The sequence below is a fragment of the Mycobacterium sp. ELW1 genome, from assembly GCF_008329905.1.
Taxonomy (GTDB): Bacteria; Actinomycetota; Actinomycetes; order Mycobacteriales; family Mycobacteriaceae; genus Mycobacterium.
In genome coordinates this window covers 1,131,744-1,158,158 of the sequence record NZ_CP032155.1, presented here as the reverse complement: position 1 = coordinate 1,158,158, position 26,415 = coordinate 1,131,744, and the positions used below count along the sequence as shown (strand labels likewise).

Below are 26,415 nucleotides of genomic sequence, written 5' to 3'. Positions count from 1 at the left end.
GCGGCGCTCAGTCCCTGGCGAAGGCCGCCGCGAGCTCACGCTCCGCGTCCACGTACGGAGTCCCCGACACGTCGACCACGACCTGGGCGATGGTTCCTCCGGTGAAGCTGAAAGGTGCCTGGTAGGCGGCCGAGACGGCCTGGCCCAGATTCCGGCCGACACTGACCCCGCCACCGGCCAACCCGAACGTGAACGGGTGGGCTTTCACGCCGGTCAGCGTGGCCACCGCGGCCCCGTCGACGTACAGCGTGGCGTCACCGACCGGGGTGTGGCTGCCGTCGACCGTGCCGGTCCGGGCGTAACCCACCCCCAGGATGTGGTCTCCCAGCGGCAGCGGGTCCGGGGCGATCACCCGCTGTTCGTCCTCACCGAAGAAGTTGTAGACGAACTGCAACCGTCCGTCATCGACGAACAACACGTAGCCGCCGTGGCCGGCCCCCTGCTTGAGCAGGACCCCGCGCACGTCGGGGCTGCTGATGGTCACTTCGGCCAGCACCGAGAACGAGCGGCCGACGATGTTCACGCAGGCGCCCATCCCGACCGGCGCGGTGTTCGGGTAGTAGATGTAGCGCGGCCGGTCACCGGCCAGCGTGGGCCGCCAGCGACCCAGCATCTCCCCCACGTTGAGGTCGCTCAGCGGCAAGCCGTTGTATTTCTCGGCCTCGCTGAACCACAGCTTCTGCAACTCGGCGAGCTTCTCGGGGTGTTCGGCCGCGAGGTCATGACATTGGCTGCGGTCGTTCTCGATGTGGTAGAGCTCCCAGCGGTCGTCCTCGAAATGCGACCAGCCGGACGGCGACGCGGGGTGCACCGCGCTGGCGAACCACCCCTTGTGCCAGATGCCACGAGTACCCAGCATCGTGTAGAACTGGGTCTCCTTGGCGGTCTTTGCCGTCGAATCCTCCAGCGCCGCTTTGAAACTCACTCCGTCGAGCGGCTTCTGGGCGATCCCCTTCACGGTGTCCGGCACATCGATGCCGAGCAACTCATAGATGGTCGGCGTGATGTCACTGACGTTGACGTAGTTGTCCCGAACTTCACCGTGTGCGGCAATTCCGTTGGGCCAGGAGATGATTGCCGTGTCGGCGATGCCACCCTCATGCGAGGCGTAGCGCTTGTACAGCTTGTAGGGCGTATTGAAGGCCATCGCCCACCCGATCGGGTAATGGCCGTAGGTGGTGGGACCGCCCAGTTCGTCGAAGAAACGCATGCTCTCCTCGACGGTGTCGATGTAGCCGTTGAAGAACTTGCCTTCGTTGACCGACCCGTTGGGCCCACCCTCGCCGCTGGCGCCGTTGTCGGAGATCACCACGATGATCGTGTTGTCCAACTGGCCGGATTCGTCCAGATAGTCCAGGATTCGGCCGATCTGGGCATCCGTGTAGGACAGGAAGCCGGCGAACACCTCGGCCATCCGGGAGAACAGCCGCTTCTCCTCGTCCGACAATGATTCCCAGGGACGCACGGTGTCCCCCTCCGGCCAGGGCTGGCCGTCGGGTCCGGTCACGTCGTTGTACGGATTCACCGCTGACAGTTCGGTCTCCGGGGGCACGATGCCGAGCTTCTTCTGGTTCTCCAGGACGATCTCGCGGTAGCGCTCGTAACCCATGTCGAACGTTCCGGCGTAGCGGTCGGCCCATTCGGAGAACACGTGGTGCGGGGCATGCCCGGCCCCCGGGCACAGGTAGGTGAACCACGGCTTGTCGGGAGCGATCATCGTGGAATCGCGGATGAACTCGATTGTCTTGTCCGCCAGGTCCTTCGAGAGGTGATAGCCCTCCTCGGGAGTGGCCGGCGCCTCCACGGGGTGGCTGTCGTACATCAGCTCTGGGTACCACTGATCGGTCTCACCGCCCATGAAACCGTAGAACCGCTCGAAGCCGCGCGACAACGGCCAGTGCCTGCGGGTCGCCGCGAGGCTTGACTCCTCGATCGGTGTGAGGTGCCACTTGCCCACGCAGTACGTGTTGTAGCCGCGCTCGGCCAACACCTCCGAAATCAACGCGGTGTCATCGGGGATCCGGCCATTGATGCCGGGGAAACCATCGGTGAACTCCTCGACGGTCGCCATCCCGACGGTGGTCGAGTTCCGGCCGGTCAGCAGCGACGCCCGAGTCGGGGAACACAGTGCCGTGGTGTGGAACTGCGAGAGCCGGACGCCGCGCTCGGCGACCCGCGACATCGCCGGCATGGACACCAGCCCGCCGAAGCAGTCCCAGGTCGCGATGCCGATGTCATCCCACACCAGGTAGAGCACGTTCGGCGCGTTGTCCGGCGCAGTGGGCGCCGCGTACGGGCCCCAGTCCGCCTCGGAATCGCGGATATCCAGTTCGATCTTGCCGTTGAACTCCGTGGTCATACGCACAGACTCCCACGTCGTTCAGCGTTGCGCGGCGTTCTGTCGGCGCTTGCTAGTCGAGCCGCAGCATGGCGCTGAGACACACCGCGAGCCGCGGCTTATTCAGCCGCGGCTCGCGTTTGCTATGACCGGATTTTTACTTGGCGCGCTCGAGGACCTCGACCAGGCGCCAGCGCTTGGTCGCCGACAACGGGCGGGTCTCCATCAGGGAGACGCGGTCGCCGATACCGGCGTCGCCGTTCTCGTCGTGCGCCTTGACCTTCGTCGTGGTCCGGATGATCTTGCCGTAGAGCGGGTGGCTCTTGCGAGACTCCAGCTCGACGACGATCGTCTTCTGCATCTTGTCACTGACCACGTAGCCGATGACCGTCTTGCGACGGCCGCGCGACTCCTCGGTGCGCTCAGTGTGCTTGGTGCCCTTTGTTTCTGCCATCACGATTCCTCACCAGCGGGTCCGGCGGCCAGACCCAGTTCACGTTCGCGCAGCACGGTGTAGATGCGCGCAATCTCCTGACGCACGGTGCGGAGCCGGCGATTGTTGTCCAGCTGCCCGGTGGCCATCTGGAAGCGCAGGTTGAACAGCTCTTCCTTGGATTCCCGCAGCTTGTCGGTCAGCTCTTCTTCGGTGAGCTCACGCAGTTCGCCGGCGCTGATGCCAACAGCCATCAGAACTGCTCCTCTCGTGTCACGATGCGTGCCTTGATCGGCAGCTTGTGGATCGCGCGGGTCAGTGCTTCGCGCGCGATCTGCTCATTGGGGTAGCTCAGCTCGAACAGCACGCGACCGGGCTTGACGTTGGCCACCCACCACTCGGGCGAACCCTTGCCCGAACCCATGCGGGTTTCGGCGGGCTTCTTGGTCAGCGGACGGTCCGGGAAGATGTTGATCCACACCTTGCCGCCACGCTTGATGTGCCGGTTGATGGCGATACGAGCGGACTCGATCTGCCGGTTGGTGATGTAGGCGTGCTCCAGTGCCTGGATGCCGTAGTCACCGAACGTCACCGACGTTCCACCGCTGGCGATACCACGCTGCCTGGGGTGGTGTTGCTTGCGGTGCTTGACTTTACGGGGAATCAGCATGAGTTAGCTCTCCGTGTTTTCAGCGGCGGGCTCGACGGCCGGCGCCTCCGCGGTGACGGGCACCGCAGACTCCGCGGTCTCTTCACTGGCGGCACGACCGGCTTCGGTGCTCGTCGCGGTGGTGCCCGATGCACCGCTGCGGCGCGGGCGGGTGCCCGACGGACGCTCGCGGCGCGGACGGTCTGCGGCGGGTGCGGCGGCGGCGAGCTCACGCTTGCCACCGACGATGTCGCCCTTGTAGATCCACACCTTCACGCCGATACGGCCGAACGTGGTCTTGGCCTCGTACAGTCCGTAATCGATGTCGGCGCGCAGCGTGTGCAGCGGCACCCGGCCTTCGCGGTAGAACTCCGAGCGGCTCATCTCGGCACCGCCGAGACGGCCCGAGCACTGCACCCGGATGCCCTTGACGTTGGGCTGCCGCATGGCCGACTGGATGGCCTTGCGCATCGCGCGGCGGAACGCCACACGGTTGCTCAGCTGCTCGGCGACACCCTGGGCGACCAACTGCGCCACCGACTCCGGGCTCTTCACCTCGAGGATGTTCAGCTGAACCTGCTTGCCGGTCAGCTTCTCCAGGTCGGCGCGGATGCGGTCGGCCTCGGTGCCACGACGGCCGATCACGATGCCCGGACGCGCGGTGTGGATATCGACGCGGACCCGGTCACGGGTGCGTTCGATCTCCACGTCGGCGATCCCGGCGCGCTCGAGACCGGTGGCCAGCAGCCGGCGGATCGCCACGTCTTCCTTGACGTAATCCGCGTACTGCTTGTCGGCGTACCACCGGGACTTCCAGTCGGTGGTGATACCGAGCCGGAAGCCGTGGGGGTTGATTTTCTGGCCCACTACTCCGAGCCCTCCTTCGCTTCAGCGGAAGCCTTGGTCTTGGGAGCCGCCGTCTTGGTGGCGGCCTTGCTGGCCTGGGCGCGACGGGCGCGCGCGGCACTGGCCGACTTGGCCCCGGTGTTCTTGTCCTTCGGCGGCCGGCTCTCGACGATCACCGTGATGTGGCTGGTGCGCTTGCGGATTCGGTACGCGCGACCCTGCGCGCGCGGCCGGATGCGCTTGGCGGTCGGGCCCTCGTCGGCGGTGATGGTCGCGACGACCAGAGTCGCCGGGTCCAGACCGTCGTTGTTCTGCGCGTTGGCGGCAGCACTGGCGATCACCTTGGCGACCGGCTCGCTGGCCTGCTGCGGCGCCCAGCGAAGGATGTCGAGAGCTTCCTCGACACTCTTGCCGCGGACCAGGTTGATCACCCGGCGAGCCTTGCTCGCCGAGATCCCGATGTGGCGCGCTTTGGCCGTCGCAGACGGATATTCGGTGGTTGCAGTCGTCATCGCCGCTTACTCTTCCGGTCGTCCTTGATGTGACCTTTGAACGTGCGCGTCGGTGCGAACTCGCCCAGCTTGTGGCCGACCATCGCCTCGCTGACGAACACCGGCACATGCTTGCGACCGTCGTGGACGGCGAAGGTGTGACCGATGAAGTCGGGGATGATGGTCGAACGACGCGACCAGGTCTTGATGACCTGCTTGGTGTTCTTCTCGTTCTGGACGTCGACCTTCTTGAGCAGATGGTCGTCGACGAACGGACCCTTCTTCAGACTGCGTGGCATGTCTTATCTCCTGCCTAGCGCTTCTTGCCGGTGCGCCGGCGTCGGACGATGAGCTTGTCGCTCGGCTTGTTGGGCTTGCGGGTGCGACCCTCGGGCTTACCCCACGGGCTGACCGGGTGGCGACCACCGGAGGTCTTGCCCTCGCCACCACCGTGCGGGTGGTCGACCGGGTTCATCACGACGCCACGGACGGTGGGGCGCTTGCCCTTCCACCGCATGCGGCCGGCCTTGCCCCAGTTGATGTTCGACTGCTCGGCGTTGCCGACCTCACCGACGGTGGCGCGGCAGCGCACGTCGACGCGGCGGATCTCACCGGACGGCATACGCAGGGAGGCGTAGGCGCCTTCCTTGCCGAGCAGCTGGATGCTGGCACCGGCCGAGCGGGCCAGCTTGGCACCGCCACCCGGACGCAGCTCCACGGCGTGGATCAGCGTGCCGGCGGGGATGTTGCGCATCGGCAGGTTGTTGCCGGGCTTGATGTCGGCGTTGGCACCCGACTCGATGACGTCGCCCTGCTTGAGACCCTGCGGGGCGAGGATGTAGCGCTTCTCGCCGTCCAGGTAGTGCAGCAGTGCGATGTTCGCCGTGCGGTTGGGGTCGTACTCGATGTGAGCGACCTTGGCGTTGACGCCATCTTTGTCGTTACGCCGGAAGTCGATCACCCGGTAGGCACGCTTGTGCCCGCCGCCCTTGTGGCGGGTGGTGATTCGGCCGTGGGCGTTACGACCGCCAGTGCTGTGCAGCGGGCGGATCAGCGACTTCTCCGGAGTCGAGCGAGTGATCTCGGAGAAATCGGAGACGCTGGCACCGCGGCGACCGGGGGTCGTCGGCTTGTACTTGCGAATTCCCATTATCTATTCCTGAGTTCTATCTGCAGTCGTTCCCGCCGGGTCAGGCGGGAGCTCCGAATAGGTCGATCGGCTTGCTGCCGGGGGCCAGGGTCACGATCGCGCGCTTGGTGCTCTTGCGCTGTCCGTAGCCGGTGCGGGTGCGCTTGCGCTTGCCCTGCCGGTTCAGCGTGTTCACCGAGTCGACCTTCACCTTGAAGATCTTCTCGATGGCGATCTTGATCTGCGTCTTGTTCGAACCGGGCGCCACGACGAACGTGTAGACGTTGTCCTCGATCAGTCCGTAGGACTTCTCGGAGATGACCGGCGCCAGGATGATGTCGCGGGGGTCGGTGATGGTTGCCATTAGACCGACGCTCCTTCTTTTTCGTCCTTGCTGTTCGCACCGATGTATGCGTTCAGGGCCTCGACCGAGAACACCACGTCGTCAGCGTTGAGCACGTCGTAGGTGTTCAGCTGGTCCGGCGAGATCACATGCACGCCGGGCAGGTTGCGCACGCTCTTCGCGCCGACCTCGTCGGTGCGGCCGATGACGACCAGGACCTTGCGGCGGTCGGTCAGCGTGGCCAGGAACGCCTTGGCGCTCTTGGTCGACGGCGTCTGCCCCTCGAGCACCTCGGTGATCGCGTGGATCCGCTCGTTGCGGGCCCGGTCCGACAGCGCGCTGCGCAGTGCGGCGCGGATCATCTTCTTCGGGGTCCGCTCGCTGTAGTCGCGGGGCTGCGGGCCGTGCACGACGCCACCACCGGTGAACTGCGGTGCGCGGGTCGAACCCTGGCGGGCGCGACCGGTGCCCTTCTGCCGGTACGGCTTCTTGCCGCCGCCGGAGACCTGAGCGCGAGTCTTGGTGGCGTGCGTGCCCTGCCGCTTGGCAGCCAGCTGCGCAGTCACCACCTGATGCATCAACGCGATGTTGGGTTCCACGTCGAACAGGGCGGCGGGCAGCTCCACGCTGCCGTCCGTCTTGCCGCCCGGAGTGCGAACGTCAATCTTGAGAGTCACTTCTCACCTCGTTTGACTGCCGTGCGAACCATCACGAGCCCGCCGTTGACGCCGGGGACGGCACCTTTGATCAGGAGCACGCCGTTCTCGGCATCGACCTTGTGCACCACCAGGTTCTGCGTGGTGACGCGATCGCTACCCATGCGGCCGGACATCCGGGTGCCCTTGAAGACGCGACCCGGGGTGGCGCAGCCACCGATCGAGCCCGGCCGGCGGTGCACGGCCTGTGCACCGTGGCTGGCGCCCTGGCCCTTGAAGCCGTGACGCTTCATGGTGCCGGCGAAGCCCTTGCCCTTGGAGGTCCCGGTGACGTCGACGTAGGCGCCGTCGGCGAAGATCTCCGCCGTCAGTTCCTGACCGACCTCGTAGTCGGCGGCAGCGGCCTCATCATCGAGGCGCAGCTCGGCCAGGTGCCGGCGCGGGTTGATCCCGGCGGCGGCGTACTGACCGGTGACCGGCTTGTTGACCTTGCGGGGGCTGATCTCGCCGTAGGCGAGCTGCACAGCGCTGTAGCCGTCACGCTCGGGCGTGCGGATGCGGGTGACCACGTTGGGTCCGGCCTTGACGACCGTGACGGGGACGACCCGGTTGTTTTCGTCGAACACCTGGGTCATGCCCAGCTTGGTGCCCAGAATGCCTTTTCGTGCCATTTGTTCGTCGACTCCCCTACTACTGGATGTTCACGTCGACGCTCGCCGGCAGATCGATGCGCATGAGAGCGTCAACGGTCTTCGGCGTCGGGTCGAGGATGTCGATGAGTCGCTTGTGCGTGCGCATCTCGAAGTGCTCCCGCGAGTCCTTGTACTTGTGCGGTGAGCGGATGACGCAGTACACGTTCTTTTCCGTCGGCAGCGGCACCGGACCAACCACGCTCGCACCGGTACGGGTGACCGTCTCCACGATCTTGCGCGCCGAGGCATCGATGGCCTCATGGTCGTAGGCCTTGAGCCTGATGCGGATCTTTTGTCCCGCCACGCTTCTCCTACCTTCATTCCTGCTTGGTCCCACAAAGGGACACGGTGGTCATGCGCCGTTCCCCCCGGCCTAGGCCGGAGAGTTACCGCGCTGGCTGTCGCCGCCGCTCTTTACCTGTCTCTGGTGCTCCGACCCCCGCGGTCGGGTGTGTCGCCCTCACGCAGTCCCGAACGCACGGTCAGAATCTGCCGCACTCCGAGATGGGGACCGGACGCGCCCGTTCGGGCGCCGGTCGTACACCCTGAGCGGCACGCTCCCACATGGGGGGCGAACCCGGCTCAAGGCAACCCGAACAGTATGCCCTAGATCGCGGCACCAGCCAAATTCGCCCGGAGCACCAGCTAAACCCGCCCGAACCCTGGTGGCGGGTCGGTTTGGACGTGTCGCGCGACACCCCTGGACAAGCGGGATCGCGGCGGCGTACCGGGCAATTCTTACCCGCGCCGGCCTACCCGGTCGGGTCCGGGGTGGCAATCGGATGGGCCCGGAACAAGCTGACCGAGGTTCCGAGGTACCACACTCCGGTGGCGGCGATGGGCAGCAACGTCCCCCAGCCGCCTTCGATGGAGAGCGGGCCGCCGTTGAGGAACACGCTCAATGTCCCCATCACGTTGACCACCGCAGCGATGACCGCCAGCCAGCCAGTCCACCGCGGGAGCATGGCTTGCGAAAAGATGCAGCCCGCGTAGCCGGTCGCCGCGAGAGCGACGATGAAGCCGCACAGCGCCAACAAGACCAGACCGAAGTCGGCCCCAACCGCGCGCACCGCCGAGGCCGACAGCTCGTGGGCCGCTCCTGCCGCGACGATCCGGATCGACATCGAGACGAAGGACAGCGCGGCGACGGCCACTGTGCCGACGAAGAACAGATCGCCGAGATGACGACCGCTCGGTGCGGTGTGAAGCAGGCGGCGGACCGCGACCGCGAACCAGATGACCAACCCGGTGGCCAGCGCGTAGAGCCAGCCCTGCAGAACGATCTGACTGTGGTGGTCGATGAAGAAGCGCTGGACGGTCTGGTTGCTGGTCTCGGGTCCCGGGGGGTTTACCCGTCAGCAGCGCGGTCACCACGGTGGCGATCACAAATGCGATGCCGGCACTGCCGCCGGTGCGATCCAAACGAGAGTTGTCCATCGTCGCCCCCGATAGCTGGTTCCCTTGCCGGACGATACGTCCGACCGGTGGGTCATCGACGCATTTCTGCCCTCAAATACGTGACAGTCACTGCCATATCGGCATACGATGCCGCTTATGTATCGCGTCATTCAGTGGGCAACCGGCGGTGTGGGCAAGGCGGCAATCCAGGGCGTGCTGCGCCACCCTGAACTCGAACTCGTCGGCTGCTGGGTTCACAGCGCCGACAAGCACGGCCGCGACGTCGGCGAGGTCATCGGCGAAGCCCCGATCGGGGTGGCTGCCACGACCGACATCGACGAGCTGCTGGCGCTGGACGCCGACTGCGTCATGTACTCCCCGTTGCTGCCCGACGACTCGGTCGTCGCCAAGATCCTGCGCTCCGGCAAGAATGTGGTGACCCCGGTCGGCTGGGTCTACCCGGACCGGGAGAACCCCGCGGTGCAGGCCCTCGAGGAGGCGTGTGCCGCAGGCAACGCCACGTTGCACGGCTCCGGTATTCACCCCGGCGGCATCACCGAGCGGTTCCCGTTGATGATCTCCGCGCTCACCGCCGCCATCACCCATGTCCGCGCCGAGGAGTTCTCCGACATCCGCACCTACAACGCACCACTCGTCGTGCGGGAGGTGATGGGATTCGGCCTGACGCCGGAGCAGGCGATGAGCGGACCCATTGCCGCGCTGCTCGAAGCCGGCTTCAAACAATCGGTGCGCATGGTCGCCGACCAATTGGGTTTCCGGTCCGATCCGCGCATCCGCTCCACGCAGGAGGTCGCTGTCGCCGTCACCGGAACCGACGAGCTGGTGGTTCCGATGGAGGCAGGAACGGTGGCCGCTCGCCGTTTCAAGTGGCAGGCGATCGTCGACGACGAGCCGGTCGTCACGGCCGCGGTGAACTGGCTGATGTGCGACGTGGAACTCGACCCACCGTGGACGCTCGGCGAGAAGGGAGAGCGCTTCGAGGTCGAGGTCACCGGTGATTGCGATGTGTCGCTGACTTTCAAAGGGCTGCAACCGGAAACGGTCGAGGAGGGTCTCAAGCGCAATCCGGGTGTGGTGGCCACTGCCAACCACTGCATCAGCGCCATACCGTACGTCTGCGACGCCTCCCCCGGCATCAAGACGTATCTCGACCTGCCGCTGATCGCCGGACGGGCCGCGCCACACCTGGCCAAGTGATCGTGGAAAGCCTTCCGAATCTTCGGTTTTCACATTTGGTGGTCGGGGTCACCGACATGGACCGAGCGCTGGGGTTCTATCGGGGACTGCTCGGCATGGACGTGGTGTTCGACCAGACCATGGCCGGCGAGCCGTTCGACCACGCCCTCGGCGGCGGCGACGGGAATCAAGGCCGGGTCGTCGGCGGGTTGATCGGCGGGGTGATGATCGAGCTGCTGTCACTGGGTACAGAGAGCCGCCCGGCGAGGCGGTCTTTCGTCGGCAACCAGAACATCTCGCTGTCGGTCACCGACCTCGACGCCACATACCGGCAGGTGCAGGCGGCGGGCATCGCGCCGGACCAGCCACCGTTCGACATCGCGGGTGTTCGAATGTTCTTCGTCAAGGATCCCGACGGAACCGCGGTGGAGTTCATCGAGTTCCCAGGTACTGCACGCACATCGGAGGAGTTGCATCGTGGTGTCCCCTGAGCCGACCTATTGGCATCCGGGATCGCTGAGCGGTCACCGGGTGATCGTCACGGGAGCGGCGCGCGGAGTCGGCCGGGGAATCAGCGCGGCGCTCCTCGAACGCGGCGCCTCGGTGCTGCTGGTCGACCGGGACCCGGGTGTGATCGGCGTCGCGGGAGCCCTGCGCGATGACCAGCACGCCGTGCCGCTGGTGGCGGACCTGTGCGACCACTCCAGCTATCAGCACATCATCGACGTCGCGGTCGAATCGTTCGGTGGGATCGACGCTTTGATCAACAACGCGATCGCCACCGATGAACCCAAGCCGTTCACCGACATCACCATGGCCGATTACGACCTCGTCTTCGACATCGGCCCGCGAGCCACCTTCTTCCTCATGCAGGCCGCCTATCCGGTACTGAAAGCCGCCGGCGGCGGGTCCATCGTGAACTTCGGCTCCGGCAGCGGTACCGGTGGACAGAAGTCGTTCGGCGCCTACGCGGGCGCCAAGGAAGCGATTCGGGGTATGTCGAAAGTCGCTGCGCTGGAAGGGGGTGTCGACAACATCCGGGTGAACGTGGTGTGCCCATTCGCCAACTCCGACGGTGTCGCGGGATGGAGCGACGCACACCCCGATATCTACAACAAGATCGTCAAAGGTGTCCCGCTGCGCCGGATCGGCGACACGCACGCCGACATCGGCGCGGTGGTGGCTTTCCTGATCAGCCGCGACGCCTCGTACATGACCGCCCAGACCATCAACATCGACGGCGGGATGGGTACCTACCGGTGAGCAGCCCGCCCGCGGAACGGCCGCCGACCCTGCGGGACCGGCAGCGGGCGCAGGTGCGCGCTGATATCCATGCCGCGGCCTACCGACTGTTCGCCGCACGGGGATTCGGCAACGTCACCACCGACGACATCGCCGCCGAAGCATCGGTGTCACCGCGAACGTTCTTCCGCCATGTCGCGACCAAGGAGGATCTGCTGCTGGGGGCCGTCCAGCGCGGTAACGCCGCGATCGCATCGCTGTTGGCGCGTCGCCCGCGCGACGAGGCCCCCGATGCCGCCCTGGCCGCCGCGATCGTCAGCCGGGTCGGGTCATTCGAGGATGTCGATCTGGAGAACTGGCGGGCGGCGATCCTGACCGCACCCGAGTTGCTCGACCGGGCGACGCTGCTGTCCACCGCGGATCGCGACCAGATGATTCAGCTCGTGGCTGCGCGCATGGACGCCGACCCGACCGAGGATTGGCGCCCCGGCCTTCTGGTCCAATTGTCCTTTGCAGCAGCCGATTTCGCCTTCCAACAGTGGGTGAGGAATCGCGGGGACCGGCGCCGGCCGCTGGCGGCCGACGTCGCCGAAGCGCTGGCCGTGGTGGCTCACCCCCGCTGGAGCGGCTAGCGCGCCCCGGTGCGGCTCGTCCAGAACGCGCACTGGTGCCGCGCGCTGAAGTCGGTGGTGACCGTCAAGTCACCGGTCTGCAGCGACAATCGCTTGCCGCCGGCCTCGTCGGCGCCGAACTCAGGCCAGTCCGGCAACCCCGACACCTCCGGCGAACCGGTCTTCACGAACTGGCTCCAGTAGGCCACCATCTGGTCGGACAACACGCGTTGCGCCGGGTCCAGCGGACGGGCGCCGCCGACGTCGAACAGATACCGCAACTCCAGTGAGTGGCTGGCCCCGACGGGGAACGGAGCCGCGAGCAGTGGATCCGGCGCCGGCGCCGTGCGGTCGTTGAACTCGTAGGCGTACACCGGCCCGGTGTGCGCCAAACCGGACGCGATTCGGTCTGCGGGGCAAGAGAATACGCTGTCGGTGACCGCCGCGGAGTAGGCCAGGCCGACACTGCCCCCATACCGGTCCAGCGGATAGCGCTCGGCGACCGCGGCGGCGTCCACGCCGAACGTCTTCGCCATCAGCTGCGGGTAGGGCGGCAGCTGCCGATCCTTGAGGTACTCGATTGCGGCGAACATCGCGAACTCGTCACCGTTGCTGCCGACGAGCACCGGCGTCCGGGGAACCCGACTCGACGCGAACGCGATCATCGGGTCAACGGGCAACCGGTCGGTACCGGTGACCGGCCCGGTCAGCTTGTCGGGGCCGAACCCGACATAGAGCGGGGCCCGTCGCAGGGCGTCGGTCGGCAGCGCTCGCAAGCACGCCGCCACCGTGGCGGGATCGGTGCAGCCCGCCCCGGCCGCGTACTCGGCACTGACCTGTTGGGCGGTGGGCCGATCCGCCTGCGCCTGACACGGTCCGCTCTGCAGGATCGCGGCGCGGAACAAGCCCTTCGACTCGGGCGCGACCAGATGGTCGCACACCGACATCGCACCCGCCGATTCACCGGCGATCGTGACTTTGGTTGGGTCACCGCCGAATTCGGCGATGTTGTCGCGGACCCACCGCAGCGCGGCCTGTTGATCGGCCAGACCGTAGTTGCCGACGTCGCCGTCCGGGCTCAGTGCGGGATCCGCCAGGAACCCGAGGGTCCCCAGCCGGTAGTTGATGGTGACGACGACGATGTCGCCCTGGGTCGCCATCCAGCGCGCGTCGTAGATGTCGGCACTGCCGTTGAGGAAGCCGCCACCGTGAATCCACACCATCACCGGCTTCTGATGGGAGCGGCTCGCACCGTCAGGGGTCCAGACGTTGAGGTTCAGGCAGTCCTCGCCGGTGGGCCGTCCGTAGTCGGGGTCGTAGGTGGTGTCCTGGATGCACCGCAGGCCTGGCTTGGTGGCATCACGCACGCCGGGCCACGGCGCCGCCGGCTGCGGCGGCTGCCAGCGCAGTGACCCCACCGGTGCGGCCGCGTAGGGAATGCCGTTGAAGACCCGATAGCCGGGGGCGACGACGCCACGCAGCGCACCCCCCGCGGTCTGTACCACTGCCGGCCCCGGCTCGGCGGCCGCGGCAACCTGCGGTTGCGGCTCGCTGCCGTTCCGTGCGCATGCCGACACCACCAGGGCCATGAGCAGCACCATCGCGCGCCGTGCTCGTCGGCTCCTCGATTGGTGTGGCACAAGAATTGAGCCTACGCGGCGGGCCACTCAAGCCATGACCTGGCAATTCGCGCGATTTGCCTGCGACCTGGCAGAATTCGCGCCAAACTTGCAACCTGACACCCGTCAAGTTTCTGGTATGAGTGAGCGAGGAGACCCGATGACCCCACGGATCATGGACAAGGCGGCCCGGGTTCTGGCCAGTCCGCTGGGCTACACCGATGAGACGCGGATGCACGCCTCGCTTGCTCACCTGCGTGCACATGCCCCCGTGTCGTGGGTCGAGGCCGAGGGATACCGGCCGTTCTGGGCGATCACCAAGCACGCCGACATCATGGACATCGAGCGTCAGAACGACCTGTTCACCAACGATCCGCGGCCACTGCTGGCGATCGCCGAAGCCGACGACGTACTGCGCGCGCAGATGGAAGCCGGGATCGGCCTGCGCACGCTGATTCACATGGACGATCCGCTGCACCGCGACATGCGCAAGATCGGCGCCGACTGGTTCCGCCCGAAAGCCATGCGCGCGTTGAAGACCCGCTGCGACGAGCTGGCCAAGATCTATGTCGACAAGATGCTCGAGCAGGGGCCCGAGCTCGACTTCGTGCAGGAGATCGCGGTCAACTACCCGCTCTACATCATCCTGTCGCTGCTGGGCCTGCCGGAATCGGACTTTCCGCGGATGCTCAAGCTCACCCAGGAGATGTTCGGTGGCGACGACGAGGAGTTCCAACGCGGCGGCAAGACCGACGACATGCTTGCGGTGCTGTTGGACTTCTTCAACTACTTCAACGCGTTGACCGCGTCGCGCCGCGAAAACCCCACCGAGGATCTCAGCTCGGCGATCGCGAACGCCACGATCAACGGAGAACCGTTGTCCGACATGGACACCGCTTCGTATTACGTGATCGTCGCCAGCGCCGGCCACGACACCACCAGTGCCGGAATCGCGGGCGGTCTACTGGAACTCATCCGCAACCAGGACGAGCTCGAGCGGCTGCAGAATGATCCGGGCCTGATGGGCACCGCGGTCGAAGAGATGATCCGCTGCGTCGTGCCGGTCAAGGAGTTCATGCGCACCGCCCAGGCCGACACCGAGGTGCGCGGTGTCCCCATCGCCAAGGGCGAAGCCGTGCTGCTGTCCTACGTATCGGCCAACCGCGACGAAGAGGTCTTCGCCGACCCGATGCGCTTCGACGTCGGACGCGACCCCAACAAGCACCTGTCCTTCGGCTACGGCGTGCACTTCTGCCTGGGTGCCGCCCTGGCCCGCATGGAGATGAACAGCTTCTTCACCGAACTGGTCCCGCGTATCAAGTCCATCGAACTCGCCGGCGACCCCGAACTGATGGCCACCACCTTCGTCGGTGGCCTCAAACGCCTGCCGATTCGCTACTCGCTGAAGTGATTTCACTGATCCGGTGGACGGCCAGAAAGCCGTCCACCGCGGCGCGGGCGCACTCGCGGTAGTCGAAGTCGGCGAGCGTACTGATCCGGCCGGCAACCAGCGGGCCGATCAACAGCATGATGGCCTGCGCGCGGTCGACCTCGCCGAGTTCACGCCGGGCGTCCGGGCTGTCGAAGATCGCGTCGAACGGTGCGCCGTACTGCTGGGCCACCCGCTCCCGCAGGGTGCGGACCTCCGGGCTGTCGGCGTCCCCGGCCTTGCCGGGCAGGTGTTCCATGTCCGGGCCCAGCGCCAGCCAGTAGGTCGCTGACAACAGGGCCGGGGTCTCCGAGATGAGGTCGGCCTGCGCCTGCAGCAGTGCCAGCAGGCGCTCCCGCAACGTCCCGGATTCCGGCGGCATGGGGGCGGGCGGGATCAAGCTGTGGAACGCGGCGGCCAGCAAGTCGTTTCCGCTCGGGAAATGCCGGTACAGGGTTGCCCTGGCGACGTTCGCGCCGCGCGTTACGGCGTCTACGGTGACCGCGCTGGGGCCGCCCGTGCGCAGCAATGCCGTTGCGGCGTCCAGTAACCGCGCGCGTGAACGCGCAGGTCTGGGGTCACTGCGTCGGCTTGCCATGAGTTGAATCCTCCCCGGTGCCGATCAGCACGTTTGAATATTTTTGAGACGGATAGTCTCACAGTTGGACCTGCGACCGAAGGAAGGCCCTGCGTGGACACCTCGATCCGGCCCGACAAGGGTACCGATAGCCGACTCCAGGACGTCTCGACTCTGCAGCGAACGTGGACATTGGCCGTCGCCTGCCTGGGCGTGGCGCTGGTGATCTCCTCGATGATCGCCCTCAACACCGCGCTGGGCGACATCGCCGTGTCGACCTCGGCCAACCAGTCCCAGCTCACCTGGGTTGTCGACAGCTACACGCTGGTTCTGGCCTGCCTGCTGCTGCCGGCCGGAGCCATCGGTGACCGCTACGGCCGCCGCGGCGCTCTATTGATCGGCCTGGCCATTTTCACGTCGGCATCGCTGGCGCCGATCTTCTTCGACTCACCGATTCAGATCATCGCCGCCCGAGCGGTGGCCGGAGCCGGAGCTGCGTTCGTCATGCCGGCCACGCTGTCCCTTCTCACCGTGGTCTACCCGAAGTCGGAACGCACCAAGGCGGTTGGCATCTGGGCCGCGGTGGCCGGCAGCGGAGCGGTGCTTGGAATGTTGGGTTCCGGTGTCTTGCTGCGATTTTGGCCGTGGCAGTCGATCTTCTGGGCATTGGCAGGCGCAGGCGTGCTGCTGTTCGTGCTGACCTGGACGGTCAGCGATTCCCGCGACGCTGCGACTCCCCCGCTCGACTGGCCCGGCGCGGTACTGATCGCAGGCGCCGTCGCAATACTGGTGTTCGGCATCGTCGAGGCGCCCCAACGCGGCTGGTCGGATCCGCTGGTGATCTGCTGTCTCGCCGCGGGGCTGGCGCTTGCGGTGGCATTCGGCGTATTGGAAGCCCACCGAATACATCCGCTGCTCGATGTATCCCTTTTTCGGCGAGCCGATTTCGCGACCGGTGCGGCTGCGATCGCGGTGTTGTTCCTGGCCAACTTCGGGTTCATGTTCCTGGTCATGCAGTGCACACAGCTGATTTTGGGCTACTCGGCGTTGCAAACCGCAATGGCGCTGACCCCACTGGTACTCCCGCTGGCCGTGCTGTCCGTGACGTCGTCGTGGTACCTGCCGCGGCTGGGTTTGCGGGTGGTCGTCTTCACCGGATTGCTCTTCCTGACAGCCGGATTCATCTGTCTGTTGACTCTGCGGATCGACTCGTCCTACCTCAGCTTGGCCTGGCCGCTGCTGGTACTTTCCACTGGAGTCGGGCTGTGCACCGCCCCGACCACGTCGGCGATCATGAACGCCGCACCCGACGACAAGCAGGGTGTGGCGTCGGCGGTCAACGACACCGTCCGTGAAGTCGGTGCCGCGCTGGGTATCGCCCTGGCGGGCTCGGTGCTGGCCGGTCAATACACTCACCGCCTCGGCGACCAACTGTCGGCGTTTCCGCCGCCCGTGCGACAGTCCGCCGGTGGTTCACTGGCCGAAGCGCTGGCGGTCTCCACCCGGCTCGGGCCCGCCGGCGCCCAGCTGGCCGACATCAGCAAGTCGGCCTTCCTGCACGCAATGCAGAGCTCGATCATGGTGCTCGCGATTCTCGTCGCGGGTGCCGCCGTGCTGATCGGGTTGTGGGCCCCTGGCCGGGACGGCCGCCAACTGCGGCTCGTCCGACGGTTAACCCGCCGACACGAAGTCAGCGGCGCGGTGCCCGATCATCGCGATCGTCGCGTGGGGGCCGCGGCTGGTGATACGCGGCAGGACTGAACCGTCCACCACCCAGAGATTGTCGATCCCCCGCACTCGGCACCGCGGATCGACGACGGCATACTCGTCGGTCTCGAGCCCCATCGGAGCCGTGCCGCAGAGATGCTGGGAGGTCGACCACATCGGCTCACCGAGTGGTGTTGTGGTTCCTAGTATCTCAGCGGCGTAGTCGCAGCCGCGCCGCAACGCGGCGGTGTCCTCGCCCGCGCTGTCGTAATGGTGCTCGATCAACGGGGTGACCATCGGGTCGGCCGACTGCAGCGCGACGTGCCCGGTGGCCCGGGGACTCATCAGCGCCACACCGAGGTGGGGCCAATCGGGACGGCCGGCGGTGCCGTCACCGACCATGGCGATGAAACCACCTGTGTACGGACGAATCTCGAGGCCATCGATCACCAGCACCACTTCGAGCACCGGCCGCTGCGGCGCGACGGTCCAGGTTGTCGGCAGCACCCACTCCGGGTGGTCCCAGGTTCGTTGCCCCACCGGCAGGTCGGCCGACACCGCGATACCGAGCCGGCGCAGGGTCGCGGCGGGCCCGACACCCGAGAGCATGAGGAGTTGCGCCGAGGAGATGGCACCCGCCGAGAGGACCACGCGGTCGGCTTCCAACACGCCCGGCCCGTTCGGCCCGGCGGTCTCGACCCCGACTGCGCGACCGCCGGACAGTCTGACGCGCAGGACTCGGGTGCGCGGTAGCACGGTCAGATTGGGGCGGGCGGCGGCCGGTTCCAGGAAGGCCGCGCCCGGGCCGCTGCGCACACCGTCGACGATGTTCAGCGGCACCGCCCCGATGCCGGGTGGCGCGTTGTCCCCGGTGGGCTCGGTGTTGAGGTCGGGCAGCCAGCGCAGTCCGGCAGCCTGGACGGCGTCGACGAAAGCTGCTGTGCTGCCGACGAGTTCGTCGGTGCGCCGGATGGCGATGGGACCACCGTCGGCGCGGTCGGGGAAGTCCAGGTCGGTCTGGATGGCACGGTAGTGCGGTCTGACCTCGCTCCATGACCAGCCCGGCACGCCAGGCCCGTCGAAGTCGACGGGCAGTGCCCGGCAGAAGTAGCCACCGTTGACCGCGCCGGAGCCACCCACCGTCACACCGCGGACGATGTCGGCGTCCCGGGGCGGGTCGTCGGTCAGGCGGCTGCGATAGCGCTGGGCCAGCGGGCTCGCGGCGCCGATCGGCAACTGCAGTCCGTTGCGGGTGAGGTCCCGGACACCCGGTTCGTCGGGGCCGGGGCCGGTTTCGACGACGGTGACCCGGCACGACGGGTCCGCCGAGAGGCGCTCGGCCAGCACCGATCCGGCGCTGCCGGCACCGACGATCAGGACGTCGCTGCGGGTGTTGTGGTCGGCCACCGAGTCAGGTTTTGATCTGCGGCTTCAACGGCCGCAACGTGCGCTCGCGGATGACACCCGTCCACAGCCCGGCGCCGTAGGCCAGATCGTCGAGACGCTTGAGCAACAGGTAGGCGAACAGGCCGATCGGTTTGCCCTCGACGTCGGTGCTGCGGTTGCGGGTGATCCAGTCCTGCACGCCGTCGAGCACCGCCGCCACCAGGATCGCCTGCCGGCACCTGCGGGACAACAGAGCCGCCACCAACGCCAGCGGCCAGTAATGCCGACAGACCGCCGCCGACAGCTGCAGGGCGGCGGCGCCGATACCGCGCAGAGCCAGGACCATCACTTCGGATATGCCTGCGTCGGTGTTCTGCATGGCCTTGGCCGTGCGGCGGGTGGTCACCCCGGCGAACACCAGCGAGGCCAGATAGCCGCTCACCGAGCCCATGGCCATCAGCAACCACACCAGCAGGCTCCACGCCGAAATCACCACCGGGGCCATCTTGTCCGGGTGCCGGATCGACAACGGAGCTGCGGAGCTGCCATAGAACGCCTTGCGACCCAGCCACTCTCGCATCTGAGTGCGGTGCTCGTGGGCGACCAGCGCGATCGGTTCGTAGCGCAGCCGCGAGCCCGACTCGATCAACCGCCAGCACAGGTCAACATCTTCACCCGAGGGCAGGGTCTCGTCGAATCCCCCGACCTCGAGCAGCACCGAGCGCCGGCAGATGATCGCCGCACTGGGCACGTAGGACACCCGCCCGTAGGGCATCACCGGAGCCTCGCGCTCACCGAGGTCCAGCGACGACCGCACCGACTCGTAGCGGGCGACCAGCTGATCGCTGTGTCCGAGCCCGACGATGCGCGGGGCCACCAGCGCCACCGCGGGATCACAGAAGTGACCTAGCAGCGCCTCGAGCCAGCCGCGCCGCGGCACGACATCGGAGTCCAGGAAAGCAACGAAATCTGTTGCACAAGAGGCAAGCCCGGTGTTACGAGCTGCCGCCGGGCCTTTGCTGCGCGCGTGGCGTACCACCTCGACGTCACAGCGGGCACCGGCGAAATCGTCGGGCTGAACCGGCATCTCAGATCCGTCGTCGACGACCACCACCCGCATACCGCGCAGGGACATGATCAACCGATAGAGTCCAAAGGGGTTGTTGCGCACCGGAACAACCACGGTGACGTCGCGATGCGAAGGACCTCCCGCGGGGCGGGGATGAGCGACGGTGGCGTCGAGCAGCGTGCGGGCCAACTGGGCGCTCACCGCGTCGCGCACCTCGAGGCGGCCGCCGTCCAGCAAGGTCTGGGCCGCCGGCGCCAGGCGCAGCAGCCGGGTCGGTGAACCCCCGAGCAGGGCCGAGCCCTCGGCGAGTGTGCGCACCCGACGATCGACCTGTACCGCGAAGCCGTCGGGCAACCGCGGCTGGGTCATATCAGCAGCCCGTCGCCGGCCGGGCGCCACCGGCCGACACGTCGTGAACAATCGGCGACCATCTGCGCGAAGATGCGCTCACCCTCGACCGGAGTCGCCGTCGTCGGGTCACCCAGCACGCCCACCTCACTCACCGCGGCCACCCCCCCGAGACGCATCTGCGGCAAAAGGGTAGCCAGTGGTGCCCTGTTACCGCTACACCAGGCATCGGTGCGGACGTCCGCCGGCGAAATATGTAGCAATACAGACGTTTCCGTATGACCGGCGTGGGCATCGCCGCCCTCGGCGATGCACGGGCACCAGGCGGCGTCGCGGCCCTCGGTGCGCAGCAGGCGCACCGCGGAGCGCATGGCTTCCAGGTTGCCACCGTGACCGTTGACGAAGACCACCCGTCGCGCCCAGCCACACGCCGAACGACCGTACTCGACCAGCACAGTCGTCAGCGCCGCGGTGCCGATCGACACGGTCCCGGCAAAGCCCTCATGCTCGCCGGACGCGCCGTAGGCGATCGCGGGCGCGAGCAGAAACTGATCATGACCGGAGCCGTTGAGGTCGTCGGTGGCGGCCCGGGCGACCGCGGTGGCGATGCGGGTGTCGGTGTCCAGCGGCAGGTGCGGGCCATGCTGCTCGGTCGAACCGACCGGGATCAAGATCGTGGGCGAGGTATCGCGAAGCTGACTCGATGTCGAGTTGCCCAGCTCGCTCCGGAAAGCCACGCGCCGATGGTAGGCCGAATTCACCTGCTGTGCGCCAATTGTTCGAGGAGAAGACGGATTTCTTTCGCAATCGGGACCGCGGTGCCCACCAGGAGCGTTCACCGTCGTCCCGTCAGTCACGCCAGCACCAGAGGCTAGGTTATGACGGGGTCAGTGCGTCCCGCCGCCGGGCACTCCCAGCGCCCGGACGAAGCCGTCCGGCACCAAGATGTCCTCGGCTGTCAGGTCGTGAACCGACGCCTTGCCCAGCCCCCGCAGGGCCGAGTCGATGCCACCGGTCAGGATGTCGAGGACGTTCTCCACACCCGCCTGACCGTTGGCGGCCAAACCCCACAGGTAGGCACGGCCGATCATGACCGCACGGGCGCCCAGCGCCAAGGCCTTGACGACGTCGCTGCCCCGGCGGACACCGCCGTCCAGCAGCACCTCGACCTGGTCGCCCACCGCCTCCGCGATGGCAGGCAGCGCGCGGATCGACGCCGGGGTGCCGTCCAGGTTGTTGCCACCGTGGTTGGACACCGAGATCGCCGAAACGCCAGCGTCCACAGCGCGTTTGGCGTCATCGATCCGCATGACACCCTTGAGCATGAACGGTCCGCCCCACAGCTCGCGCAGCCAGGCGATGTCGTCCCAGGTGGGCGGGGGCGTGCCCATCCACTGGCCGTAGGCGTCGAAGAACGCCGGGCCGGCCTCGCCTCTGCCGGCCTGGTTCGGCACCGACAGGGCCGGCGGGCGCAGGGTCTTGGCCCACTGGTAGAACCAGCTCGGCTTGGTCAGAACCTCGGGACTCATCTTGATCATGGTCTTGAGGTCCATTTTTTCCGGGATCTTGGGGCTGCCCCAGTCCCGCCCGTGGCTGAAGCTCCAGTCGGTGGTCACGATGAGCCCGACGGCCCCGGCGGCGCGGGCCCGCTCGGCGCGGGCGGCGATGGCGTCCCGGTCGCCCAGCCAGTAGATCTGAAAGAACGTCTTCGGGTTGGCCGCGACGACCTCTTCGATGGGCTTGCTGGCAAACGACGACAACCCCATCGCGGTGCCGCGGGCCGCGGCGGCGCGGGCGACGGCCACCTCGCCGTCAGGGTGCACGGCCTGCACCCCGGTCGGTGAGATCAGCACGGGCACCGAAACCTCTTGGCCCATCACCGTGGTTGCCATGTCGCGCTTTTCGAGCGCGCCGATGACGTGCGGGGCGAAGCCCAGCTCATTGAAGGCTTCGTTGTTGCCGTTGACCGTGAGGCCCTTCTCACTGCCACCGATGAGTGCGCCGTACGCAGACTTGGGGAGGCGCTTCTTGGCGCGCTGCTGCGCGATGGCGACGGTTTCGAACCAGGTGTCGCGTGCCATGACTAGATCGGACTTTCGTTGCAGGGCTTGGCCGGTGGCCGGGTGGACAGAGTCAGCAGGATCGGTTTGCCGCGGGAGTGATCGGCGCTGGGGCGGGGCTTGTCCCGCTCGGTCGCCAGGGCGGGCACCCCGTAGCCCTCGACGCACTCCGGGTCGGGACCGTCGAGCGGCAGACCGGTGAAGAACTTCGCGGCCATGCAGCCGCCCCGGCACGCGTCGTAGTGCCCGCAACTGCCGCAGGCACCGGCCGACTGCGGCTCGCGCAGTTCACGGAACAGCGGGGCGTTCTTCCATACGTTGTCGAAACCGTTGTCCCGCACGATGTTTCCAGCCAGAAAGCGGTCGTGGATGGCGAACGGGCAGGCGTAGACGTCACCGACCGGGTCGATCAGGCAGACCACCCGGCCCGCGCCGCACATGTTCAGCCCGGACAGCGCACCTGGCGCGCCCAGGCCGGACAGGTGGAAGAACGAGTCGCCGGTCAGCACTCCCTCACCCTTGGCGACCAGCCAGTTGTAAAGCGTCACCTGCTGCTCGGCTGTCGGGTGCAGCTCGTCCCAGACGTCGGCGCCGCGCCCGGAAGGACGCAGCCGCGTGATGCGCAGGGTGGCGCCGTAGCGGTCCGCGAGAGCTTTGAATTCATCGAGCTGGTCGACGTTGTGGCGGGTGACCACCACGGAGATCTTGGCGTCTTTGAAGCCGGCGGCGGCCAGATTCTCCAGCGCCCGGGTGGCCATCTCGAACGAACCGGGGCCGCGCACGGCGTCGTTGACCTCCGCCGTGGCGCCGTCGAGGGAGATCTGCACGTCGACGTAGTCGCTCGCGGCCAGTCGCGCGGCCACCTCGGGGGTGATGCGGACGCCGTTGGTGGAGAACTTGACCCCGACGTGGTGCGCGGTGGCGTAGTCCACCAGCTCCCAGAAGTCCGGGCGCACAGTGGGTTCGCCGCCACCGATGTTGACGTAGAAGACCTGCATGCGCTCGAGCTCGTCGATGATGTCCATGCACTGGCGAGTGGACAGCTCACGCGGGTCGCGCTTGCCGGACGACGACAGGCAGTGCACGCACGCCAGGTTGCAGGCGTAGGTCAGCTCCCAGGTCAGGCAGATCGGGGCATCGAGACCGCGCTCGAACTGCTCGATCAGCCGGGGTACCGGTGCTACCGAAGTCATTGGGAATCCTTGCAGGTCAACATGTTCGAGGTCACCAGCACGCTCAGGGCATGCAGATATGGCGCCTCGTCGGACTCATCCACTCCCGCGGCCCGCAGGGCGGAGCGCACGTCGGGGTGCTCGGGCAGCGAATTCACGACGGCCAGGATGGTGCGGTTCTTCAGGAACGACAGCTTCCGGGTCCCGAAGTGGTACAGCAGTGCACCGAAGGGTTCCGGTCGCACGGCCACCTGCGGATGCAGGCGCCAGCTGAGTGCCGGGTCGAAGGCCGACCCGGCCACAGCCGGATCGCCCACAGCGTGGGCGGGCACGGTCAGTAGACCCCGCACATCCCGTCGATGGAGACCTCTTCGACCAGCGTTTCGGTCACCAGTTCGGTTTCGGTCTCGGTTGCTTGGCTCGGCTCCATGAAAAGCACCCTTTCGTCGGCCCAGGTTCTCGACAATTGTGATCGAGATCGCAAGAATATGGCATCGAGTGCCGAAAAGAAAGGGCGGGTCGATGACGACTGGTTCCGGGGATTCCGCTGGGGGTTCGCCGGCGGGTCCCCCGAGCGCCCGCGTGGGGCGGCGTCGGTCCACCACCGGGGACCACATCACCGACGTCGCTCTCGACCTGTTCGCCAACTACGGGTTCAGCTCGGTCAGTGTCGACGACGTGGCTGCGGCATCGGGTATCGCCCGGCGCACGCTGTTCCGGTACTACCCGTCGAAGAATGCGATCCCCTGGGGTGACTTCGACGCTCACCTGCAGCACTTCCGCGACCTGTTCGACCGGGTCGCCGACACCGAGGCGATCAGCCCGGCGCTGCGGTCAGCATTGTTGGCATTCAACACTTTCGATCCCTCTGAGACCGAACGGCACCGACAGCGGATGCGGGTGATCCTGGAGACTGCCGAGCTGCAGGCGCATTCGATGACGATGTACGCCGGCTGGCGGGGCGTGGTCGCAGACTTCGTGGCCGCACGAACCGGCGGCAAGCCCGGTGACCTGGTCCCGCAGTCGGTCGCCTGGCTGATGCTCGGCGTCGCCCTGTCGGCCTACGAGTACTGGCTGGCCGACGAGACGGTCTCGCTGCCGCAGGCGATCGGCGATGCCTTCGATGTCGTGGCGCACGGACTCGACGACCTCGACGGCCGCTGACCGCGGAGCGTCAGAGTAGACCGGAAAAAAGTTCCGCCAGACCCGTCGGAGTCCGGCCTCGCGCGACGACGATAAGGGTGTGAGCGCGGATCCGGAACCCCCCGATGCTCCGTACCGGCTGCTAGAGCTCTACGACGACGCGCTTCCGGTCGTCTACGGCTATTTCGTCCGCCGGTGCGGCGATCAGGCCACCGCCGAGGACCTCACGTCGGAGACGTTCCTCGCGGCGATGGACGCCGCCCGGCGGCCCGCACCACCGCCGCTGGCGGTTCCGTGGCTGCTCGGGGTGGCTCGGCACAAACTCGCCGACCACTACCGGCGCCGTTCGGCCCGGGCCACGGTGCCGGTCGCCGATGTGCCGGAGAGCGAAGCGGCCGACGAGTGGGACGCGCAACTGGACCGCCTCGTCGCCGAAAGCGTGCTCGCCCGACTCCCCGAAGCGCATCGTGTGGTGCTCGCACTGCGCTACATGGACGACTGCTCGGTGCCCGAGTGCGCGCAGCTGATCGGGCGCAGCGTGCATGCCACCGAGGCGCTCCTGGTCCGCGCCCGGCGTGCCTTCAGAAAGCTCTACCCGGAAGGAGGTGTTTCATGACCGATCCCTTGCGCGTCTTGACCACCGAAGACCTTCCCGTGCAACCGGATCCGTCCTTCGCGGCCGAGTTGCGTGCGCGGCTCGAGTCCGCGTTGTCCTTACCCGCCAACACCCAGGGAGTCACCATGAGCGGCACCGCGGCAGCAGTCGCCGAACTGAACGCGCCGGCAGCCCAGACCGGCATCCCCCGCCCCGCCGCACTGCCCTACCTCACGGTGGCCGACGCCCGCGCCGCGATCGAGTGGTACCGCGACACCTTCGGCGCGGAATTGATCGGCGACCCGATCGTGATGGATGACGGACGCATCGGCCACGCCGAACTGTCGATGAGCGGCGGTGTCCTGTACCTGGCCGACGAATTCGACGATCTCGGATTGCAGGCGCCGCAGCGGGGGGTCAACTCGGTGAGCCTGATGGTGGATGTCATCGACACCGACGCCGCCCTGGCACGGGCCAGGGCTCAGGGTGCCGAGGTTCAACGCGAACCCTACGACGGGCACGGCGCCCGTACCGCCACCATCCGCGACCCCTTCGGCCATCGGTGGATGCTCAGCGGGCCGACTCGCGAGCCGATCCGACACGGCGACATCGGTTGCGTGTCGGTGCAGAGCCCGGACACCGCCCGTGCGGCCGTCTTCTACTCACACGTGCTGGGGTGGGAGTACGACCCGGCCGGGCGGGTGACCAATACCGTTGAGGCGATCGATTTCTCGACATCCGAGCGCCCGGCAGTGTTCTGCTGCTATGCGGTCGACGATGTGGATGAGGCGCGCGCCGCGATCCTGGCCGCAGGAGGATGGGTGGGGGCGTCACGCGAATCCGCGATCGGCTCACTGCTGGAGGCCGGTGACGCTCAGGGCGGCGTGTTCGCCATCTATCGGCCCGCACCGGGCCAACGCCGTCCGCTGCTCAACGGCGCAGGCCACGGCGAGCTGTCCTATGTCACCTACGAGGTCGGCGACTCGGCGGCCTTCCGCGAGTTCTATGGCCAGGTGCTGGGGTGGACGTTCGAACGGGGCCGGGTCGAGGACGGCTGGGCAGTGCAGAACGCACACCCGATGTCCGGCGCGGCGGGCGGCTCACCCACGCCGAACACGGTGCCGATGTGGACGGTGGCGGATATCGACGCGGCGGTCGGCCGGGTGCGCGAGGCGGGCGGAACCGTTCTGACCGAGCCCGCCCGCCAGCCGTACGGGCTGATGGCGGAGTGCACGGACGACCAGGGTGGGCGGTTCTACCTCGGCGAGTTCTAGGACGCGGCGAG

At 67.2% G+C, this 26,415-nt stretch carries 30 protein-coding genes and 1 pseudogene; 9 read left to right on the top strand and 22 right to left on the bottom strand.

Going from position 1 to position 26,415, the window contains the following annotated elements; all coding sequences use genetic code 11:
- Nucleotides 1-7: 7 nt before the first annotated feature.
- The 13 genes and pseudogenes from D3H54_RS05305 to D3H54_RS05245 form a co-directional block, all read right to left on the bottom strand.
- A complete protein-coding gene (locus D3H54_RS05305) occupies nt 8-2,359 on the bottom strand; it encodes an arylsulfatase (protein ID WP_149378173.1) in 2,352 nt (783 codons plus the stop codon).
- Between the two features lie 136 nt (nt 2,360-2,495).
- Nucleotides 2,496-2,792, bottom strand: coding sequence for a 30S ribosomal protein S17 (rpsQ, locus tag D3H54_RS05300; RefSeq protein ID WP_036343518.1), 297 nt, complete (start codon nt 2,790-2,792; stop codon nt 2,496-2,498).
- Nucleotides 2,792-3,025, bottom strand: a complete 234-nt coding sequence (gene rpmC, locus D3H54_RS05295; protein ID WP_036343516.1) for a 50S ribosomal protein L29 — start codon at nt 3,023-3,025, stop codon at nt 2,792-2,794. Before rpmC ends, rpsQ begins: the two co-directional genes overlap by 1 nt.
- Complete coding sequence (rplP, locus tag D3H54_RS05290) at nt 3,025-3,441, bottom strand: 50S ribosomal protein L16 (protein ID WP_115321961.1); 417 nt, start codon at nt 3,439-3,441, stop codon at nt 3,025-3,027. Before rplP ends, rpmC begins: the two co-directional genes overlap by 1 nt.
- Before the next feature lie 3 nt (nt 3,442-3,444).
- Nucleotides 3,445-4,287 (bottom strand): 30S ribosomal protein S3, encoded by an 843-nt coding sequence (gene rpsC / locus D3H54_RS05285; protein ID WP_036343513.1) that lies wholly within the window; start codon nt 4,285-4,287, stop codon nt 3,445-3,447.
- Nucleotides 4,288-4,304: 17 nt separating this feature from the next.
- Nucleotides 4,305-4,778 (bottom strand): annotated as a pseudogene (rplV, locus tag D3H54_RS05280) (50S ribosomal protein L22); the annotation flags it as partial.
- The gene (rpsS, locus tag D3H54_RS05275) at nt 4,775-5,056 is read right to left on the bottom strand and encodes a 30S ribosomal protein S19 (RefSeq protein WP_043401734.1); all 282 of its coding nucleotides are present in this window, start codon (nt 5,054-5,056) and stop codon (nt 4,775-4,777) included. The pseudogene rplV and the gene rpsS, both read right to left, overlap by 4 nt.
- A 14-nt stretch (nt 5,057-5,070) precedes the next feature.
- The gene (gene rplB, locus D3H54_RS05270; RefSeq protein WP_149378171.1) at nt 5,071-5,907 is read right to left on the bottom strand and encodes a 50S ribosomal protein L2; all 837 of its coding nucleotides are present in this window, start codon (nt 5,905-5,907) and stop codon (nt 5,071-5,073) included.
- Between the two features lie 40 nt (nt 5,908-5,947).
- A complete protein-coding gene (gene rplW / locus D3H54_RS05265) occupies nt 5,948-6,250 on the bottom strand; it encodes a 50S ribosomal protein L23 (protein ID WP_149378170.1) in 303 nt (100 codons plus the stop codon).
- Entirely contained in the window at nt 6,250-6,906 is a 657-nt protein-coding gene (gene rplD / locus D3H54_RS05260; RefSeq protein WP_149378169.1) for a 50S ribosomal protein L4, read from the bottom strand. Before rplD ends, rplW begins: the two co-directional genes overlap by 1 nt.
- Nucleotides 6,903-7,556: a 50S ribosomal protein L3 gene (gene rplC / locus D3H54_RS05255; RefSeq protein WP_149378168.1), complete on the bottom strand. Its 654-nt coding sequence runs from the start codon at nt 7,554-7,556 to the stop codon at nt 6,903-6,905. The genes rplD and rplC overlap by 4 nt, the downstream gene beginning before the upstream one ends.
- A gap of 19 nt (nt 7,557-7,575) precedes the next feature.
- Entirely contained in the window at nt 7,576-7,881 is a 306-nt protein-coding gene (rpsJ, locus tag D3H54_RS05250; protein WP_003883485.1) for a 30S ribosomal protein S10, read from the bottom strand.
- 448 nt (nt 7,882-8,329) lie between these two features.
- The gene (locus D3H54_RS05245; RefSeq protein ID WP_149378167.1) at nt 8,330-8,821 is read right to left on the bottom strand and encodes a hypothetical protein; all 492 of its coding nucleotides are present in this window, start codon (nt 8,819-8,821) and stop codon (nt 8,330-8,332) included.
- 301 nt (nt 8,822-9,122) lie between these two features.
- Between D3H54_RS05245 and D3H54_RS05240 the strand changes: the two genes are divergently transcribed.
- From D3H54_RS05240 to D3H54_RS05225, 4 genes are read left to right on the top strand one after another with little or no spacing between them, the layout of a single operon-like run.
- Nucleotides 9,123-10,193, top strand: a complete 1,071-nt coding sequence (locus tag D3H54_RS05240) for an NAD(P)H-dependent amine dehydrogenase family protein (protein ID WP_286199112.1) — start codon at nt 9,123-9,125, stop codon at nt 10,191-10,193.
- A 2-nt stretch (nt 10,194-10,195) separates the two neighbouring features.
- A complete protein-coding gene (locus D3H54_RS05235; RefSeq protein ID WP_286199111.1) occupies nt 10,196-10,663 on the top strand; it encodes a VOC family protein in 468 nt (155 codons plus the stop codon).
- Nucleotides 10,650-11,435 (top strand): SDR family NAD(P)-dependent oxidoreductase, encoded by a 786-nt coding sequence (locus D3H54_RS05230; RefSeq protein WP_286199110.1) that lies wholly within the window; start codon nt 10,650-10,652, stop codon nt 11,433-11,435. The genes D3H54_RS05235 and D3H54_RS05230 overlap by 14 nt, the downstream gene beginning before the upstream one ends.
- The gene (locus D3H54_RS05225; protein ID WP_149378164.1) at nt 11,432-12,046 is read left to right on the top strand and encodes a TetR family transcriptional regulator; all 615 of its coding nucleotides are present in this window, start codon (nt 11,432-11,434) and stop codon (nt 12,044-12,046) included. The genes D3H54_RS05230 and D3H54_RS05225 overlap by 4 nt, the downstream gene beginning before the upstream one ends.
- Here D3H54_RS05225 and D3H54_RS05220 read toward each other — a convergent pair.
- Nucleotides 12,043-13,626, bottom strand: a complete 1,584-nt coding sequence (locus D3H54_RS05220; RefSeq protein WP_149378163.1) for a carboxylesterase/lipase family protein — start codon at nt 13,624-13,626, stop codon at nt 12,043-12,045. The two genes, D3H54_RS05225 and D3H54_RS05220, sit on opposite strands and share 4 nt — an antisense overlap.
- 178 nt (nt 13,627-13,804) lie before the next feature.
- On the opposite strand from D3H54_RS05220, the gene D3H54_RS05215 reads away from it, so the two are divergent.
- The gene (locus D3H54_RS05215) at nt 13,805-15,055 is read left to right on the top strand and encodes a cytochrome P450 (protein ID WP_149378162.1); all 1,251 of its coding nucleotides are present in this window, start codon (nt 13,805-13,807) and stop codon (nt 15,053-15,055) included.
- On the opposite strand, the gene D3H54_RS05210 is transcribed toward D3H54_RS05215, so the two are convergent.
- Nucleotides 15,021-15,671 (bottom strand): TetR/AcrR family transcriptional regulator, encoded by a 651-nt coding sequence (locus D3H54_RS05210; RefSeq protein WP_149378161.1) that lies wholly within the window; start codon nt 15,669-15,671, stop codon nt 15,021-15,023. The genes D3H54_RS05215 and D3H54_RS05210 overlap by 35 nt on opposite strands.
- A gap of 93 nt (nt 15,672-15,764) precedes the next feature.
- Between D3H54_RS05210 and D3H54_RS05205 the strand changes: the two genes are divergently transcribed.
- Nucleotides 15,765-17,411 (top strand): MFS transporter, encoded by a 1,647-nt coding sequence (locus D3H54_RS05205; protein WP_149378160.1) that lies wholly within the window; start codon nt 15,765-15,767, stop codon nt 17,409-17,411.
- Here D3H54_RS05205 and mftG read toward each other — a convergent pair.
- From mftG to mftA, 7 genes are all read right to left on the bottom strand, one after another.
- The gene (gene mftG, locus D3H54_RS05200; protein WP_149378159.1) at nt 17,322-18,764 is read right to left on the bottom strand and encodes a mycofactocin dehydrogenase MftG; all 1,443 of its coding nucleotides are present in this window, start codon (nt 18,762-18,764) and stop codon (nt 17,322-17,324) included. The genes D3H54_RS05205 and mftG overlap by 90 nt on opposite strands.
- 4 nt (nt 18,765-18,768) lie before the next feature.
- The gene (gene mftF / locus D3H54_RS05195; protein WP_149378158.1) at nt 18,769-20,181 is read right to left on the bottom strand and encodes a mycofactocin biosynthesis glycosyltransferase MftF; all 1,413 of its coding nucleotides are present in this window, start codon (nt 20,179-20,181) and stop codon (nt 18,769-18,771) included.
- Complete coding sequence (gene mftE / locus D3H54_RS05190) at nt 20,178-20,921, bottom strand: mycofactocin biosynthesis peptidyl-dipeptidase MftE (RefSeq protein WP_149378157.1); 744 nt, start codon at nt 20,919-20,921, stop codon at nt 20,178-20,180. Before mftE ends, mftF begins: the two co-directional genes overlap by 4 nt.
- Nucleotides 20,922-21,047: 126 nt before the next feature.
- Entirely contained in the window at nt 21,048-22,241 is a 1,194-nt protein-coding gene (gene mftD / locus D3H54_RS05185) for a pre-mycofactocin synthase MftD (RefSeq protein ID WP_149378156.1), read from the bottom strand.
- Nucleotides 22,242-22,243: 2 nt separating this feature from the next.
- The gene (gene mftC / locus D3H54_RS05180) at nt 22,244-23,413 is read right to left on the bottom strand and encodes a mycofactocin radical SAM maturase (protein WP_149378155.1); all 1,170 of its coding nucleotides are present in this window, start codon (nt 23,411-23,413) and stop codon (nt 22,244-22,246) included.
- On the bottom strand, nt 23,410-23,724 hold the full coding sequence (gene mftB / locus D3H54_RS05175; RefSeq protein WP_370509344.1) for a mycofactocin biosynthesis chaperone MftB: 315 nt from the start codon (nt 23,722-23,724) through the stop codon (nt 23,410-23,412). The genes mftC and mftB overlap by 4 nt, the downstream gene beginning before the upstream one ends.
- Nucleotides 23,725-23,726: 2 nt before the next feature.
- A complete protein-coding gene (gene mftA / locus D3H54_RS05170) occupies nt 23,727-23,822 on the bottom strand; it encodes a mycofactocin precursor MftA (protein WP_071947491.1) in 96 nt (31 codons plus the stop codon).
- Nucleotides 23,823-23,914: 92 nt separating this feature from the next.
- Between mftA and mftR the strand changes: the two genes are divergently transcribed.
- From mftR to D3H54_RS05155, 3 genes are all read left to right on the top strand, one after another.
- Nucleotides 23,915-24,556: a mycofactocin system transcriptional regulator MftR gene (mftR, locus tag D3H54_RS05165; RefSeq protein ID WP_149378154.1), complete on the top strand. Its 642-nt coding sequence runs from the start codon at nt 23,915-23,917 to the stop codon at nt 24,554-24,556.
- Nucleotides 24,557-24,635: 79 nt separating this feature from the next.
- Nucleotides 24,636-25,151 (top strand): RNA polymerase sigma factor, encoded by a 516-nt coding sequence (locus D3H54_RS05160; protein WP_149378153.1) that lies wholly within the window; start codon nt 24,636-24,638, stop codon nt 25,149-25,151.
- Entirely contained in the window at nt 25,148-26,404 is a 1,257-nt protein-coding gene (locus tag D3H54_RS05155; RefSeq protein WP_149378152.1) for a VOC family protein, read from the top strand. The genes D3H54_RS05160 and D3H54_RS05155 overlap by 4 nt, the downstream gene beginning before the upstream one ends.
- The last annotated feature ends 11 nt before the right edge of the window (nt 26,405-26,415 follow it).

Coding starts and splice junctions, on each gene's coding strand:
- D3H54_RS05305 (WP_149378173.1), bottom strand. CDS start 2,359: ATGACCACGGAGTTCAACGGCAAGATCGAACTGGATATCCGCGATTCC.
- rpsQ (WP_036343518.1), bottom strand. CDS start 2,792: ATGGCAGAAACAAAGGGCACCAAGCACACTGAGCGCACCGAGGAGTCG.
- rpmC (WP_036343516.1), bottom strand. CDS start 3,025: ATGGCTGTTGGCATCAGCGCCGGCGAACTGCGTGAGCTCACCGAAGAA.
- rplP (WP_115321961.1), bottom strand. CDS start 3,441: ATGCTGATTCCCCGTAAAGTCAAGCACCGCAAGCAACACCACCCCAGG.
- rpsS (WP_043401734.1), bottom strand. CDS start 5,056: ATGCCACGCAGTCTGAAGAAGGGTCCGTTCGTCGACGACCATCTGCTC.
- rplB (WP_149378171.1), bottom strand. CDS start 5,907: ATGGGAATTCGCAAGTACAAGCCGACGACCCCCGGTCGCCGCGGTGCC.
- rplW (WP_149378170.1), bottom strand. CDS start 6,250: ATGGCAACCATCACCGACCCCCGCGACATCATCCTGGCGCCGGTCATC.
- rplC (WP_149378168.1), bottom strand. CDS start 7,556: ATGGCACGAAAAGGCATTCTGGGCACCAAGCTGGGCATGACCCAGGTG.
- D3H54_RS05240 (WP_286199112.1), top strand. CDS start 9,123: ATGCCGCTTATGTATCGCGTCATTCAGTGGGCAACCGGCGGTGTGGGC.
- D3H54_RS05220 (WP_149378163.1), bottom strand. CDS start 13,626: ATGGTGCTGCTCATGGCCCTGGTGGTGTCGGCATGCGCACGGAACGGC.
- D3H54_RS05215 (WP_149378162.1), top strand. CDS start 13,805: ATGACCCCACGGATCATGGACAAGGCGGCCCGGGTTCTGGCCAGTCCG.
- D3H54_RS05210 (WP_149378161.1), bottom strand. CDS start 15,671: ATGGCAAGCCGACGCAGTGACCCCAGACCTGCGCGTTCACGCGCGCGG.
- mftF (WP_149378158.1), bottom strand. CDS start 20,181: ATGACCCAGCCGCGGTTGCCCGACGGCTTCGCGGTACAGGTCGATCGT.
- mftD (WP_149378156.1), bottom strand. CDS start 22,241: ATGGCACGCGACACCTGGTTCGAAACCGTCGCCATCGCGCAGCAGCGC.
- mftC (WP_149378155.1), bottom strand. CDS start 23,413: ATGACTTCGGTAGCACCGGTACCCCGGCTGATCGAGCAGTTCGAGCGC.
- mftA (WP_071947491.1), bottom strand. CDS start 23,822: ATGGAGCCGAGCCAAGCAACCGAGACCGAAACCGAACTGGTGACCGAA.
- mftR (WP_149378154.1), top strand. CDS start 23,915: ATGACGACTGGTTCCGGGGATTCCGCTGGGGGTTCGCCGGCGGGTCCC.
- D3H54_RS05155 (WP_149378152.1), top strand. CDS start 25,148: ATGACCGATCCCTTGCGCGTCTTGACCACCGAAGACCTTCCCGTGCAA.